Annotated in this window: 14 protein-coding genes; 1 reads left to right on the top strand and 13 read right to left on the bottom strand. The window is 72.5% G+C overall.

All coding sequences use genetic code 11. The features are described from left to right. The first annotated feature begins 113 nt into the window (after positions 1–113). On the top strand, positions 114–479 hold the full coding sequence (locus ABH920_RS06650) for a hypothetical protein (RefSeq protein WP_370347872.1): 366 nt from the start codon (positions 114–116) through the stop codon (positions 477–479). A gap of 370 nt (positions 480–849) precedes the next feature. Here ABH920_RS06650 and ABH920_RS06645 read toward each other — a convergent pair whose 3' ends face one another. The 13 genes from ABH920_RS06645 to ABH920_RS06585 form a co-directional block, all read right to left on the bottom strand. Further along, complete coding sequence (locus ABH920_RS06645) at positions 850–1,809, bottom strand: hypothetical protein (RefSeq protein WP_370347870.1); 960 nt, start codon at positions 1,807–1,809, stop codon at positions 850–852. 211 nt (positions 1,810–2,020) lie between these two features. Beyond that, entirely contained in the window at positions 2,021–2,950 is a 930-nt protein-coding gene (locus ABH920_RS06640; protein ID WP_370347868.1) for a hypothetical protein, read from the bottom strand. After that, entirely contained in the window at positions 2,950–3,648 is a 699-nt protein-coding gene (locus ABH920_RS06635; protein WP_370347866.1) for a hypothetical protein, read from the bottom strand. The genes ABH920_RS06640 and ABH920_RS06635 overlap by 1 nt, the downstream gene beginning before the upstream one ends. Before the next feature lie 94 nt (positions 3,649–3,742). Then, the gene (locus ABH920_RS06630; RefSeq protein WP_370347864.1) at positions 3,743–6,946 is read right to left on the bottom strand and encodes a BTAD domain-containing putative transcriptional regulator; all 3,204 of its coding nucleotides are present in this window, start codon (positions 6,944–6,946) and stop codon (positions 3,743–3,745) included. 27 nt (positions 6,947–6,973) lie between these two features. Further along, complete coding sequence (locus ABH920_RS06625; protein WP_370347862.1) at positions 6,974–7,483, bottom strand: TadE/TadG family type IV pilus assembly protein; 510 nt, start codon at positions 7,481–7,483, stop codon at positions 6,974–6,976. Continuing rightward, complete coding sequence (locus ABH920_RS06620; RefSeq protein WP_370347860.1) at positions 7,483–8,259, bottom strand: TadE family protein; 777 nt, start codon at positions 8,257–8,259, stop codon at positions 7,483–7,485. The genes ABH920_RS06625 and ABH920_RS06620 overlap by 1 nt, the downstream gene beginning before the upstream one ends. Continuing rightward, on the bottom strand, positions 8,256–8,738 hold the full coding sequence (locus tag ABH920_RS06615) for a TadE/TadG family type IV pilus assembly protein (RefSeq protein WP_370347858.1): 483 nt from the start codon (positions 8,736–8,738) through the stop codon (positions 8,256–8,258). The genes ABH920_RS06620 and ABH920_RS06615 overlap by 4 nt, the downstream gene beginning before the upstream one ends. A gap of 9 nt (positions 8,739–8,747) precedes the next feature. Further along, a complete protein-coding gene (locus ABH920_RS06610) occupies positions 8,748–9,137 on the bottom strand; it encodes a Flp family type IVb pilin (protein WP_370347856.1) in 390 nt (129 codons plus the stop codon). A 13-nt stretch (positions 9,138–9,150) separates the two neighbouring features. After that, positions 9,151–10,071, bottom strand: a complete 921-nt coding sequence (locus ABH920_RS06605; protein ID WP_370347854.1) for a type II secretion system F family protein — start codon at positions 10,069–10,071, stop codon at positions 9,151–9,153. Further along, positions 10,068–10,970 carry a type II secretion system F family protein gene (locus tag ABH920_RS06600; protein ID WP_370347852.1) on the bottom strand — a complete coding sequence of 301 codons (903 nt, stop codon included), beginning with the start codon at positions 10,968–10,970 and terminating at the stop codon, positions 10,068–10,070. The genes ABH920_RS06605 and ABH920_RS06600 overlap by 4 nt, the downstream gene beginning before the upstream one ends. Positions 10,971–10,975: 5 nt before the next feature. After that, positions 10,976–12,304 (bottom strand): CpaF family protein, encoded by a 1,329-nt coding sequence (locus ABH920_RS06595; RefSeq protein WP_370347850.1) that lies wholly within the window; start codon positions 12,302–12,304, stop codon positions 10,976–10,978. Then, the gene (locus ABH920_RS06590) at positions 12,304–13,611 is read right to left on the bottom strand and encodes a hypothetical protein (RefSeq protein WP_370347847.1); all 1,308 of its coding nucleotides are present in this window, start codon (positions 13,609–13,611) and stop codon (positions 12,304–12,306) included. The genes ABH920_RS06595 and ABH920_RS06590 overlap by 1 nt, the downstream gene beginning before the upstream one ends. Before the next feature lie 13 nt (positions 13,612–13,624). Next, complete coding sequence (locus ABH920_RS06585) at positions 13,625–14,314, bottom strand: hypothetical protein (protein WP_370347845.1); 690 nt, start codon at positions 14,312–14,314, stop codon at positions 13,625–13,627. Between the last annotated feature and the right edge of the window lie 189 nt (positions 14,315–14,503).

The following is a 14,503-nucleotide window of genomic DNA, read 5'->3' as shown; positions in this document are numbered from 1 at the left end:
GATTCGACGACGCGGTGCGCGCCGGCCTCGGGGGCCGGCACGCGCGGTCGGGTGTGGAGTGTGGACACAGGGGCTCCGGTCTTCGACCGGGGCCCCTTCGGCCGTCTCGGGGCTTGCCTCAGCGCGTCGACATCGACGGCGGCGGGGTCGAGGGCCCGCCGCTCGGCCGCGATCCCATCACCGGGCCGGTCGGCGTGGTGCTGTGCGGCGGCGGGGGCGGTGCCGTGGTGGTCGACTTCGGCGTGGTCGGCTGCGGGTGGGTCGGCGCCGGGTCCTTCGAGGACGGCGGCGGGGTCGACTTGCTCGCCGACGACGACTGCGCCTGGGCGTCGTTGATGGAGCCGCCGCTGGGCCGGTCCCCGGGAGACGTGCCGCCCTGTGCCATCGGGGCTCCGCTGGGCCGGTCGGTGTCGCTGGAACCACTGCCGGCCCCGGTGGAGGAGATCACGGCGCTCTTCGTCAGCTGCCCGGGCGGCTGACTGGTGGTGCTGCTGCAGGCGGCGCAGACCAGGGCCGCCGCGACTGCGGTGGCGGCGGCCCTGGCCGGTGCTACGGTCCCCCGGATCGGCATGGATGCCACTGTAGCCAAGTGGACAGCCATGCGGGAGGACTCGTTTTCGTGCACGCGGTGTGCGGCGCGACCCCTCCACCGTATCCGGCCGGAGCGGCTTTTCGCTTGATAACAGGTGAAAATCAGGGGTTCTTCACTCGAAAGTGGGTTGTGCCCTGATGTAAGGCCGCGTCGATCCTACCGGGTGCGCGGCAGGGCGCGATCATGCGGGGTTCGGCGGGGTCCGAGGACGGTTCGGAAATGGTCCGGCAACGGTCCGGGGAGCGGCTTTCCGGCTGTCAGGGTTCTTTCCGGAAGAAGTCCCGCAATGCCGCGCCGACGCAGGCCACGATGATCAGGACCCCGACGGCGACCACGATCCCGGCCGCCGCGCCGTGCATAGAGAACTCCCGCGGCACCGCCGTCACGAAGGCGCCCGTGAGCGCGCCGACCATCGCCAGCGCGAGGTTGAAGGGGGTGCGGCCGTTGATCTGCCGCCGGCCGGCCGCCGGGTCGAAGCCCGGGCGCCGACCCGAAACCCGCCCGGCGCCGACGTTGCCCCCGGCGCCCCCAGCGCTCCCGGCCGGCCACGCATAAGGATCTGGATCCGGCGCCGGCGACTCCACCAACCGCTGCCCGCTCAGCGTCCGGAACATCTGCCCCCGGCTCAGCGTCCCGGCGTCGATGACCCGCACCGCCTCCGGCGGCGCCAGCTCCTGCACCGCCCGGTACACCGCGTCCAGCGCCGCCGACCCGTCGGCCTTCCGCGCCGGCTTCACGATCAGCAGCAACGCCGGCACGCTGTCCGGGAAGAGCGTCCACGCCGCCGTGATCCGCCCCGCACCGGCCGGCCGGGCGGCCCGCCGGATCCCGGCGAGGTAGGCGGTCACACGCGGCGGCGGTAAGTGGAAGGCGGCATCGGCCTCCGTCCCGTACGGGATCGGCCGCGGCCGCAGCTGGTCCAGCGCCGCCGCCGAGACCACCACCGGGTCCGCCGAAGCCTTGTCCACCAGCAGCCCGTGGTGCTCCGGCACCAGCGCCAGCACGGCGTCCGCCGCCCCCGGCGCCACCGGCCGCGCGCCTCCGGGGGCGTCCGCGAGGTCGATACTGGCCAGCGTGGACGCCACCACGTAGATCCCGGGCCCCGCCTCCGGATCCCGCACCACGACCGGCGCGCCGCCGCGCGTGGTCCACACCGTCAGCCGGGCCAGCGGGACCGGCGGTTCGGGACGCCAGAGGCGTTCGCCCGCTGCGCTCACGCCGGCTCCCTTCGGTCCCCTGGGCCCCGTCCGGTGGACGGCGGCTGTAACAGTGATATCAGGGGTGCCGGGGACTACGCGCGCGGGGCTGCACCAGGGGGCGGCACCGTCCAGGGAAGCCGAGGGAAGCCCGGGAAACGCGGGGAAGCGCGAATCGCCCGCGTGCCGTCGGACGGCGACGCGGGCGATCCTCCGACCGAGCCCGGCCGGCTCAGCCGTTGGTGCTCTGCCCCTCGGTGATCAGGATCGTCGTCGTGTTCGGCTGGCTCGTGATGGTCTGCGGCGGGCCCGGGGCGCCGTTCTGCGAGATGACCAGGGTCCAGGTCGTCGAGACGGAGATCGTGTAGGTCCCCGGGGCGGTGAACTGGAACCCGCACTTCGGGTCCGGCGACGCCGCCGTGCCCTTGTCCGGGGTGTATTCGTTGTCTGATGTGCAGTGCAGAGGCGTTCCCGGCGCGTCCTGGCCGCCGAGCTTGATCTGCCAGTCCGCGGAGACGAACGTCCGCGTGCCCACCACGTTCCCCGCGGACCGGGTCTGCGTGGAGGTGTCCAGAGCCTTGCTCCAGAACCAGATGTTCTGGTTCACGAAGCCGACTTTCCCCGCGCCGCCGGGTGGCGCCATCCCCAGGTCCGGCTTGTTGATCTGCAGCTCGTTCGTGATCCGCTCCACCGGATTCTGCCCGCCGCAGTATCCGACGCAAGGACCGATGATCTCCACCGCGCCGTTCATCGTCGGCGGGTTGTACGGGGGGTGGCAGTCCTCCCACTGCGCGCGGTTGGTCGACGGGTCGCTGCTGCCCCAGATCGGGTCGTCGGTGGCCGGCTGCGGGACGACCGGCGTGATGTAGCACCCGCCGCTGAACGACCAGATGCCGATGTCGCACTGGTAGCTGACGCCGTTCCAGACGAGGGTGCCGTCGGATTTGCAGACGATGTTGGTGCCGTCCCCGTTGCCGCCGCCACCTCCGCCGCCCTTGGAACCGTCGATCTCGCAGAGGGTCTGTCCGTTGCGGGTCTCCACGACGGCGTCGCAGCCGCCGGTGCCGTCCGCGTGCACGGGGCGGGGAGCGGCGGAGGTGGCGACCATCAGGGCGGCGGTCAGGGCGAACACCGCGACCGCCGCGGTCAGCAGCCGTCTCATCACACTGAACATGGCGTGGTCTCCGGAGTCACGGCGTTGACGCGCCACTTGCCGTCAGCACCTCGGTGGACCTTGTAGATGTCCGGGGTCGCGGTTTTCGGGGCGGGGGCGAGGATCTGGCCCTTCTTCGGCCCGTACGAGCTGTACATCGGCAACTTCGAGTCGTCCGTGCACGTCGTGATCGTCACGATCGGCGGGGTCCCGCCGTCCTTCGTGACCCCGGTGACCTTGACGATCTCCGGCCCGCGCGAGATCAGGCTGTCCTGGCGTTCCTGGGTGACGAAGTTGTTCGCCAGGGACAGCACGTTGCCGTCGGTGTAGGTGACGAGGTTGCTGTCGTACTGCACTTTGATCGCCATCTGGTAGGAGATCGCCGCGTAGTTCTGGAAGGCCTTCAACGCCGCCGCGATGTCGGCGTCGCCGGGGACCGAGGCCGAGTAGGACCACTCGCCGTTCGACGACGTGACGCTCGTCGGCGCCGGAGCCGCGGAACTGCTGCTCGCCGCGGAGCTCGCTGAGCTGGAGCTGCTGATGGTGGCGCCGGTGGGAGTGGCCGGGGCGCCGGTGGACGTGGTTCCGGTGGCGCTCCCGCCGACCGGTCCCAAAGCGGCAGGCTTCTGCGCGCTGGAACAACCAGCCAGCAGCAGACAAGCCCCGAACGCCCCCATGAGGCCCTTGTATACCCTGTCCCGCTTCATGAGCACCATCCCTGCGTTCCCCCAAGTCATCCCGTTGCAGTCATCCCGTTGTCGCGGCTCGGCCGCCTGTCTCGGATTCCGGACCCGGCCCGGCCTAGACGCCGACGGCCACGGCCCCGCGTCCCTCGCGCCAGCTCGGCAGCAGCTCGTCCACCAGCGCTTCGGTCTTCGGATGCAGACCGCGCTCGCCGTGGACCGCCCGGGTCTGCGCCTCGACCGTCGCGATCACCTCGCGCAGCCGCTGCTCGTCGCCGGTGGCGTGGGTCGCGCGCAGCAGGGCGCGGCACAGTTCTTCGTCGGAGGGCGAGCCGCGCATTCCGCTGCGGACCGCGTCGATCGCGCCCTCGGCGTCGCCGAGCGACAGCCGCAGCTCGCACAGTTCGACCGCGGTGTCCGCGATCAGCGCCGGCACCTCGGCCTCCACCGACTCGTACGCCAGCCAGCCGTAGCGGCTTGTTTCCCGGTGCGCCAGCAGCGGTCCGCGGACCAGCCCGAGGGCCTGGCCGAGGACCTGGTCGCGGTTCTTCGCGTCCTGATACCGCGGGTCGGCGTCGGCCAGGGCGCGCATGTTCTTGAACATCTCCCAGTCGCTGCGCACGCTCTGCGAGACGGTCAGGCGGCCGTCGGGCAGGGTCACAAGGTTCGGGGAGCCGTCCGGGGCCACGCCGAGCCAGGTGCCCACGCGGTGCAGGACCTGGTCGCCGACCTCGTTCGTGGCGCCGCGCGGGAACAGCGCCGAGGTGAGCACTCGGGGATGGACGCCGTCGCGGTGCAGCATCAGGAAGGTCAGGGCCTCGGCGGCCTGGTCGACGCGGTCCTCGTCCAGGTCTCCGTACGCGCCGGTGACCTCCAGGTCGCCCAGCAGGCGCACGGAGACCGTCGGCGTCAGGCGGAGCTGCGCCTCCAGGACCGCGGCTTCGGCGGTCAGCGGCAGGATCGGCTCGCCGTCCAGGTCCCGGGTGGCCTCGAAGAGCGCCAGGACCGACCGGTACTGGTCGTCCGGCAGGCGCTGGGCCGCCACGTCCAGGTCGAGCGCCGGCAGCCGGAGCCGGCCGGCGGCGTCGACGGTGGCCGTCCAGGTGGCGCCCGGGACGTCGCCGGCGATCAGGTAGCCGATGCCCACGCGCGCCGGGTCGCCGATGACCGCGGCCAGGCGGGCCGCGGTCGGCCCGGAGACCGGGGCCGCGCAGATGATGAAGTGCGGCGGCCAGCCCGCGCCGCCGACCATGCCCAGGCGGCCGCCCAGCACCGAGTCCAGACCGGCCTCGGACAGGCCGCGGCGGCGCTCGGCGAGTTCGGTCTCCAGGCCGGGGAGCACTTCCTCCAGGGACCGCGTCTGGTGCACGCGGCCCGGGGCCAGCGTCGTCAGGTCGCCGGCGAAGCCCACGAGCGTCACCGTCATCTTGTCCGACCAGGTGTTGGTCAGCAGCTCCACGGCCATCGCGGCGAGCACCGCGCGGCGCATGGCGTCGTCGCCGCCGACCGAGATCACGCCGCACGAGGCTTCCAGGTCCAGCAGCACGCGGGTGGCCGCGTCCGGGCCGACCGCGCCGACCGTCACCAGCCCCGGACACGGCGCCACGGCCGCCTCCACGACGCGCTTGGCGACCGTGCCGACGTCCGTGCGGGCCACCCACCAGGCGAGCCCGTCCGGCCGGGTGTGCCAGGGCTGCGGGGCGGCCGGCGCGGGCTCGGCCAGCCGGAGTTCGAGGCCTGATTCGGTCAGGTTCGCCATCCGCACGGCGGGCAGCGGCCGGCCGGCGGTGGCCAGCGACGCCGACAGCTCGCGCAGCGCCTGGTTCAGGAAGCGCACGTCGGCCACCCCGGCGCCGAGCCGGATCGCCTCCTCCGCGCCCGCGGCGTCGCCGGGGCCGGACAGCCGCCGGCCGGCGGCGCGGTTCCACAGCTGACGGGTCCGGTTGCGGGTCAGCGCGCCGAGCAGCCCGGCGGCCAGCAACGGCGCGGAGACCAGCTCCAGGGGCAGGCGGTAGGGCGACTGGTCGCCGGCCGGTGCCTGCTCGTGGTGGGCCGGGCCGTTGGTGTGCGTGTGCGTCGGCGACGCCGAGGACTGGTGCGGCGTCTGCGGCGTCTGCGGCGACTGTGGTGGCTGCTTCGGCTGCGGTGTCTGGTGGGTCTGCGTGTTCTGCGTGTTCTGCGACAGGCTCCCGGCGATGATCTGGACCGCGTCCGAACGCTGCCCGGAGCCGTCTCCGGCGTGCTGGGCGACTTCGCCGGCGACCCGGCCGGCCGAATCGGTGGCGTCGGTCACGGCGGCCAGGTTCATGGTCTGTTCCGTGGCGGAGACGTCGTTGTTCGTCGCGTCGAGCGCGCCGGCCGGGGCGCCTTGCCGCTGCGGAGACCTGCCGGTGTCCGTCGGCGTCTGCATCGGCGCCTGTGGCTGTGCCTGGGCCTGAACCGGTGCCGCCGGATCGCCGACCAGATCCCCGCCGACCGCGTCGGCCGGCATCTCCAGGATCCAGCCCGGCCGGATCAGCGAGGCCTTCGTCAGCGTCGAGCCGTCCGGCTGCACCCGGTCCTTGTTGAGCTCGTAGATCTCCTGGTACCTGCGGCCGTCGCCGAGGTGCCGCTGCGCGATCTCCCACAGCGAGTCGTGGTGCCGGCCGGCCGGGGGCTGCACGCGGTAGAACTTCGTCGCGCCCTTTACCGGGGTGCCCTTCGAATCGGCCGTGGTGCGGGCGTCGATGCTCGTCGCGGTGCGGGCGGCCGGGCCCGAGGGCACCGGGGCGTCGGCGCGGGTGCCGTGTTGCAGGACCTGGGTCGCGACGGTCGGCGCGCGGTGCGGGCCGTCGTCGGGGGTGCGGCCGAGCGAGGACAGGCCGGGGGCGAAGGACGCGGCGGAGGCGGTGATCAGCAGGACCGCGGCGACCAGCTGGCGGGCCAGGATCTGGCTGCCGCCGGACAGCGGCACGTGGCTGGGCATCCCGATGCCGCGCGCGGCGGCCAGCGCCTCGACGAGCACGCACGCCGAGAACTGCGCCCACGCCAGCCAGACCAGGACCGCCAGCACGTTGGTGAACGTCTTGGTGTCGATCGTGGCGTTGAGCAGGCCGCCGGAGGGCATCTTGTGCGGCAGGGGCCAGCCGACGAAGTACGCCAGGGCCAGCGGCACGCCGATCACCAGCGCCAGCAACGCCAACAGCGCGCCCAGGCCGGTGATCACGTCCGCGGCGCTGCGCTGCCGCTTCAGCGCGACCGGAGCCTGCCGCGCCTGCGCCTGCGCCAAGCCCGGCGGCGGTCCCTGCGGCGCGAGGTACTGCCGGTCCGAGTCGTGCACCATGCGTCCGCGCCCCCTTTCCTGCGTCTGCTACTTCGGGATGACCGGTGTCGCAGATCCCGTCCCGGTGACAGTACTGTCACCTTTGAGGGCGAAACCGACGAACAGCGGCTTGTACTGCATTTGTAGTGTGACCGTTATCCGGGGGTTGACGTACAGGTTCTGTGGCGTCGGATTCCCGGTGACTTGGCACGACGTGATCGTGGTGTTCGGTATCTGGTTGTCAAGCAGGTACTGCTGCGCGTCCGGGACGCAGTCCCCGGTCTTCGGGTCGACGTTGACCTTGATGCCGGGGTACTCGCCGTTCGGCCCGCGCGTGTTGTACGTCTTGAGCCAGCCCTGGTCGATGTCCTGCGCGACCCGCCGCGCCGCCTGGTCGGCGTAGTCAGAGGCCTGGGTGCGGTCGGAGATCAGCAGGCCGACGTCCACCAGGAACGCCATCAGCAGCACCACGACCGGTGCCCAGATGACCACGGCCATGGCCAGCGACCCGCGGTCGTCGCGCAGGTTCTCGCGAAGCGTGTCCAGACGGCTCCCCATCAGTGCCCCGCGGGTTTGGTCGGGGGCGAGGTGGTCGGGGCCGTGGTCGAGGGCTTGGTCGGATTGTCCGTGCCCGTGCCCGTGCCGGTGCCCGTACCGGTCGGCGTCGGCGGGGTCGGCCCTTGCGTCGTGCCGGTCGGCGTCGGTGCCGGCGGGGTCGGGGTCGGCGGCCCGCCGATCGTGGTGGTGATGGTGATGCCGCCGGTCGGCAGGGACGGGGTGAGCCAGGTCGGCGCCGAGAACTGGGTGCTGGTCGGGCTCGGCGTCGTCGTCGTGGGCTGCGGCCCCGGCGCGGTGGAGGTCGGCACGGGCCCGGGATGGAAGTTCTGCAGCGGGTCGATCGGCGCGGCGAAGGTCTGGCTGAACGTCTGGTGCGCGCCGAACACTCCGAACCCGGACATGTCCACGGTGCACGCGACCGTCACCTTGTAGTAGCCGCCGCCGTCGGCCACCGGCGGGACGTAGGCGCTGGTGACCGTGGCAGAGCCCTGACACCGGTTGCCGAGGTCCGCGTCGGCCGCGGCCTGCGCCTGGGTCATCGCGTCCTGGCCGGTGCCCTGCAGCGAGCCGGCGCGGGCGGCGTCGCGGGCCGCGCCCTCGACCTCGCTGCGCACGTTGACCAGCACGCCGAGCGAGACGATCAACAGGATCAGCATCACGATCAGCGGCGCCATCAGCACGACCTCGACCGAGGACACCCCGGCGTCGCGGGCGCGGGCGCAGGCCGGGGCGTGGGCGCGGCCGGGGCGGCGGGCGTGGTGCGCGCGGCGGCTCACGGGTGCCTCACCGGCTGCTCCAGCGGGCCGCCGGCGTGCACGTCGATGGTCAGGCCGAAGCCGGGGAACACCGAGGGCACGTCCGAGTGCAGGGTCACGGTGACCAGCGAGATCTTGCAGTCGGCGTTCAGGCCCGGGTCCAGCGTGAAGCTGGACTTCACCACCGGCTTGAGGACCAACTGCCCGCCGAGGTTCTGCGCCCGGGAGACCGCGGCGTTCGCCGCGTCCTGCTGCCAGGTGCCGGTCGTGGAGTCACAGCCCTGGGCGGCCGCCTCCTCGCGCGCCGTCCGGGCCCCGTCCTGCACCGCGGCGGTGGCGGCCTGCTTGGCGAACAGGAACAGCGCGAACTGCACCGTCAGCATCAGCAGCAGGAACAGCAGCGGAGTGAGGACGACGAACTCGACCGCGGTCATGCCGCGGTCGTCGCGCAGCGAACGTCCGCCGCGCGACCCCGTCTCGTCCCGCACCCCGTGTGTCATGGACGCTCGTTACTTGGCGCAGCCGTTGCCGCCGGTGGTCCCGGTGGTGGTGCCCGCGGTCCCGCCGTTGCCGCCGCCGTTCCCGCCGCCGGTGACGCTGACGTTGGTGCCGGCGTTGTTGATCTGGTTGCAGGCGTCGTTGGCCTTGCCGGATATCGCCTTGCTGATGCCGTAGCCCACGCCGGCCACGATCGCCACCACGATGCCGGTGATGACGACCCACTCGACGGCGGACGCGCCGCGGTCGGAGGCCTTGCGGGGCGCGGCGGCGGCTTCCGCCACCACTACGGCGGCGTCGTCGGACCCCGTGGCAGAGCCCTGCGACGTCGCGACCACCTGCTGCCACGGCCGGACCGGGAACAGCTCCGCGTACTCGGTTCTGATGACCTGAGCGTTCATCTTCGTATTTCTCCTAGATAGAGCCCATGACCCGGGCCATCGCCGGGTACAGGAGGAAAACCATGAAGCCCGCGCACAGCAGCATCTGCGCCACGAGCATGGACTGGGACTTCGCGCCGGCCGCGCCCTCGATCTCGGACAGCTCGCGGTGCCGCATCGTCTCGGCGCGCGCGGACAGCGACTCGCGGACCTTGGCGCCGTCCTCGGCGACCAGGGCCAGCGCGGCCCCCAGGTCCTTGAGCTCGTCGATGTCCAGGGCGTCGCCGAGCTGGGACAGCGCGTTCCACTGCGAGATGCCGGTGACCCGGGCGTCGGTGAGCGCGTCGCGGATCCGGCGCAGCGCCCAGCCGTCGGAGACCTCGGCCGCCGCCATCAGCGCCTCGGGCAGGCCGCGGCCGCCGGCCAGGTTCATCGCCACCAGGTCCAGGTAGGCGCCGAGCACGCGGCGGAAGTCGCGGCGCTTCTCGGCGGCCTGGCCCTTGACCTCCAGGTCCGGCAGCAGGAAGAAGACCGCGCCGAACAGCAGCGCCAGCCACACCGGGATGGTCGGCGTCAGGTGCAGGCCGATGATGTAGAACGCGGCGAAGACGAACGGGCCGAAGATGACGCCGAACGCCGCCAGCAGCAGCTTGGTCGCCAGGAACTGCTCCACCGAGCGGTCCAGGATCGCCAGGTCCGCGCGCAGCGAGCGGATCTGCCAGCCCTGGCGGATGTAGAACTCGTTGACCGACGTGCCGAGTTCGTCGCGCAACCGGGCCAGGCGCTTGGGCGGCGCCTGCTCCTGCTGGGCGGTGTAGGCGGAGGAGGACTGCTGGCGCAGCGCGTCGATGCGCGCGATCGAGGCCATCGGGTCCGGCCTGCTCGGCATCAGGGCCCTGATCAGCAGGAACAGGCCCAGCCCGACCAGCGCCCCGGCCAGTACCTGGTACGTCACCGCTGCTCACCGCCTCGCTGCTCGGGCACCTGCGGGGCGTGCGCGCGCTGCAGGAAGCGCGCCGGGGTCTCGATCGAGGACAGCTTGCGCAGCCAGAAGAACCCGGCGGCGAACAGCGCGATCACCCCCAGCAGCACCAGCTGGCCGGTGGCCGTGCTGTAGGGCTGCACGAAGGACTTGTTGAAGACCGCCAGGCCCAGCACCACCGCGACCGACACCCCCACCACGATCTGCACGCTGCGCCGGGTCGAGCTGCGCTGGGCCATGACGCGCTGGCGCATGTCGACCTCCTCGCGGGAGGACTGCGCGAGCGCGCCGAGCACTTCGCGCAGGCCCGGTCCGCGCAGCCGGGAGTTCAGGATCAGCGCGGCGATGACCAGGTCGGCGGAGGCGTCGTTCATGTCGTCGGCGAAGTACTCCAGCGCCTGCGGCATCGGCATGCGGGCGCGCAGCCGGTCGACCAGCGTGTGCAGGTTCTCGCGGATCGCCGGGGACGCGGCGCGGGCCGTGGCCGGGATCGCCTGCTCCAGGCCGACCGCGCCGGCGATGGTGTCGCGCAGGCTCTCGGTCCAGGCGGCCAGCGCCTCGACCCGGGCCAGCGCGGCGCGCTCGGCGGCCAGCCCGCCGAACATCTGGTTCCAGAAGAAGACCAGGACGCCGGAGGCGATCGCGGCCGTCGGCCAGCGCGTCGCGGCCAGCACCACGGCCCCGACCACCACGGCGACCGCGCCGCGCGTCGAGAGGAACTTGATGACGTCGGCGGCCGACCGCTGCCGCTCCTGCGGCGGCTTCGCGGGGAAGCCGCGGATCGCCGCGATCAGCAGGGCGATGCCGCCGCCGATCGCCGCGCCGATGCCGAGCGCGGCGAACGTGGTGGGGTTGAACACCGCGGAGTCCACGGGCCTCACCTCCATCCGGGGGCGTGGGGGGTCGGCAGGGGGCCGGTGTAGCCGACCTGCGCGAGGTCTTCCATGCAGGCGATCGGGGCGTGTGCGACGGCGCGGCCGTCCGGGCCCTCGGCGAAGATCTCCGAGGAGAGCACCCGGCCGTCGATGCCGTTCACCTCGCGGACCGAGGTCACCATGCGCTGCAGCGTGCCGCCGTGGTGGTAGGCGTTGCGCCGGGTGATGAAGACCACGAAGTTGATGGCGCCGGCGATCAGCATCTGGCTGGCCTCGACCGGCAGCCGCTCGCGCGACTGCAGGGCGTAGGTCGAGATGCGGTTGAAGACCTCCAGCGAGGAGTTCGCGTGGATGGTGCTCAGCGACCCGTCGTTGCCCTGCGACATCGCGTTGAGCATGGTGACGATCTCGTCGCCCAGCACCTCGCCGACGATGACGCGCGAGGGGTTCATCCGCAGGCTGCGGCGCACCAGCTCGGCCATCGAGACGGCGCCGTGGCCCTCGGAGTTCGGCAGCCGCTCCTCGAACGCGACGACGTTCGGATGCAGCTCCGGGAACTGGTCGAGCCCGAGCTCCAAAGCCCGCTCCACGGTGATCAGGCGCTCGTGCCCGGGGATCTCGTTCGCCAGCGCCCGCAGCAGCGTGGTCTTCCCGGCATTGGTGGACCCGGCGATCATGATGTTCTTGCGCGCCGCGACCGCCGCCCGCAGAAAGCCGCCGAGCTCCGGCAGCACCGTCCCGTTGTTCTCCAGATCGCGCAGGAACACCTTGCCCAGCCGCGCACGCCGGATGGACAGCGCCGGCCGGCGCGTGACGTCCATGACCGCCGAGAGCCGCGAGCCGTCCGGCAACCGCAGGTCCAGCTGCGGATTCGCGGTGTCGAAGGGCCGAGACGACAGGCCGGAGTAGGCGCCGAGCACCTGAATGAGCTCGATCAGCTCCTCATCGGTGTCGGCGACCGGCTCGCCCTCGGCCTCGCGCCCGTCGGCGAACCCGATGAAGACCCGGTCGCAGCCGTTGATGTCGATGTTCTCGATGTCGGGATCATCGAGCAGAGGCTGCAAACGGCCGACGCCGTAGAGCGCGGCGTGCACCGCGGCGGCGAGGGCCTCCTCCTCCATGGCGTTGGGAGGAGTCCGGCCGTAGGTGATCTCGGTACGGGCGTGATCCTCCAACGCCTGCGCCACGAGCGCCCGCGCGTACTGGCGCTCGTCCTCACCGGTCATCGGAGGCAGGCGCGAGGCCTGGTCGGCGCGGCGCTGCTCGGCGAGGCGGTCGCCGACGTCCTGGCGGAGGCGTTTGACGAGGCCGTGGTCGATGGGGGAGGCCATCAGCGCTGACCCCCCTCTTCGTGCGGCGGGGCGGCGCGGTGGCCGTGGCGGCCGGGCTGGATGTCGGGTTCCTGCGGGTCCTGGTACGGCAGGTTGCCGGGGCGCGGATCGGGGCCGCCGCCGAGGGTCACGGAGGTGAAGCCTTCGTGGGCTGAGGTCGGGGGCTTCGGCGGTTGCTCGCCGGGCCAGACCGCGGGCTGCGGTTGGGGGTCGCGGCGGAACATCGGTGGCTTCGGTGTCGGCGCGGGAGGTGCAGGCGGCGGGTATCCGTTGGCCGGCGCGTGCTGTGGCTGCGGCGGCATCGGCGGCGCGATTGGCTGCTGCATCGGCGGCGCCGAATACTGCTGCTGCGGTGCCGGGATCGGCTGCCCGGGCGGCATCATCGGTCCGGCACCCTGCATCGGCGCGGCACCTTGCATTGGTCCGGCACCTTGCATCGGCGCCCCACCCTGCATCGGCGCGGCACCCTGCATCGGTCCGGCACCCTGCATCGGCGCTCCGCCCTGCGGTATCGCAGCCCCCTGCGAAGGCGGCGCGAACCGCCGGTACAGATCCAGCGCGACTTCCCGCGTCGAGCGGATCAGCAGCGTGCGGTCCAGGCGGCCCCGGCCGCGGCCGTTGATCAGGTCCGCGCCGTCCGGGTCGTCGGCGATGGTGCCGATCACCTTCACCGGCAGGCCGCTGTTGCGCAGGAGTTCGTCCACCTGGGCCGTGACGCGGGCGCGCTGCTTCGGGTCGACGATCAGCACCACGCCGATCGGGACGCCCAGGCCCCCGCCGGCCGTGGCGGTGCCGCCGCCGACGCGTTGCAGCAGCGACAGTGCTCGGTCGCGGACGTGAGCGATCTGCTCCGCCGAGGTGCGGGCGACCAGGACCACGAGCGCCGCGGTGGCCATCAGGTCCAGGGCCGGGCCGGTGGCGTCGACGCGGCCGCAGTCGGCGATCACGTCGGCCTCCGGCAGGGCGTCGAAGGCGCGGCCGAGGGCCGGCCACAGGCCCGCCAGGCCCGCCGACTGGTCGCCGGTGGCCAGGCCCACCACCAGTTCCAGGCCGCCGTGCATGCGCTGGATGTGCTGTTCGAGCTGGTGCGGGGACAGGCCGTGGCGCGCCGTGGTGGCCAGCGAGAGCATGCCGATGTTGGGGTTCAGCGGGGATCCGCTCTCGGCCGGGGTGCGGTACACCAGGTCGCCGCCGGCCGGGTCGCACTCGGCCAGCACCGCGCGGCGCGGCCACACGCCGGCCAGGGCCACCGCGGTCGTGGTGACGCCGGGGGAGCCCTTGTCGGAGGCCAGGACTATCAGGGACATGGGGTGGGCTGCCTCACCCGAAGGTCTTGGTGAGCATCAGGTCCGCGGCGTTCGCGACCGTCAGCACCTTGTCGGTGGGCACCGCGATGGTCGCGGTCATGGTCTCCGCGTCGTCCCGGTTCACCAGCGTCACCGTGCCCAGCGCGACCCAGTTCGCGGTGGCGTTCTGACCGTTCTGGCCGGCGGTCACGGTCTCGGTGTAGAGCGTGAACTTGTCGCCGATGTACATCTCGCCGGTCGGGTAGTGGCCCTGTTTGACCTGGACGCCCATCAGGGTGGTGCCGGGGACGGCGCCGGCCGACGCCCCGGACTGGTCGTTGAGCATCTCGCCGGTCAGCAGCGAGCCCTTGACCAGGGTGTTGTACGTGACCCGCCCCTGAAGCTGGCTCAGCTGGCTCCACAGCACGTAGTGGATGTCGCTGTCCTTGGCGACGCTGGCCTCGACGAACTGGCCGGCGTCCAGCTTCGAGCCCGCGGCGATCGTCGTGCCCGCGACCCGCACGACCGACTCCCGGTCCCCGGACTTCGTCACCAGGATCATCGTCGCCAGCGCCCCGGCCAGGATGAGCAGCACGGCCAGCGCCGCCAGGGCCGGCTTGCGCTCGCGCGGAGCGGTGGGCAGCCGGTTCGCCGCGACCGCACGGCCGCCGCCGAATGCGGCACCCGTCGCCGGGGCGCCCGGAATCGTTCGGTCCTTGCTCACAGCTGTCTTCCCCGTCTACGCGTCAGGCCGCATCGCAGGGCACCGAGACTGAGGAAACCCCCGGAGCGATGCGGCATTGGACGGTTCGCCATCCCCCTGCGAGCGGCTATCGTAACCGCCTTTCAGGGCGCCCGGGGAGGGGCGTTTTGTGATTTCTCCCGGTTCGGATGCGGTCGTCCGGCGGTTCTC

The sequence above is a fragment of the Catenulispora sp. EB89 genome, from assembly GCF_041261445.1.
Lineage (GTDB): Bacteria > Actinomycetota > Actinomycetes > Streptomycetales > Catenulisporaceae > Catenulispora.
The sequence above is the reverse complement of the archived record's forward strand: the minus strand, read 5'-3'. Positions and strand labels throughout refer to the sequence as shown.

Bases quoted from the DNA above. Each gene is read 5' to 3' on its own strand.
- ABH920_RS06640 (WP_370347868.1), bottom strand. From the start codon at position 2,950: ATGAGACGGCTGCTGACCGCGGCGGTCGCGGTGTTCGCCCTGACCGCC.
- ABH920_RS06590 (WP_370347847.1), bottom strand. From the start codon at position 13,611: ATGTCCCTGATAGTCCTGGCCTCCGACAAGGGCTCCCCCGGCGTCACC.
- ABH920_RS06625 (WP_370347862.1), bottom strand. From the start codon at position 7,483: ATGGGGAGCCGTCTGGACACGCTTCGCGAGAACCTGCGCGACGACCGC.
- ABH920_RS06630 (WP_370347864.1), bottom strand. From the start codon at position 6,946: ATGGTGCACGACTCGGACCGGCAGTACCTCGCGCCGCAGGGACCGCCG.
- ABH920_RS06635 (WP_370347866.1), bottom strand. From the start codon at position 3,648: ATGAAGCGGGACAGGGTATACAAGGGCCTCATGGGGGCGTTCGGGGCT.
- ABH920_RS06615 (WP_370347858.1), bottom strand. From the start codon at position 8,738: ATGACACACGGGGTGCGGGACGAGACGGGGTCGCGCGGCGGACGTTCG.
- ABH920_RS06610 (WP_370347856.1), bottom strand. From the start codon at position 9,137: ATGAACGCTCAGGTCATCAGAACCGAGTACGCGGAGCTGTTCCCGGTC.
- ABH920_RS06595 (WP_370347850.1), bottom strand. From the start codon at position 12,304: ATGGCCTCCCCCATCGACCACGGCCTCGTCAAACGCCTCCGCCAGGAC.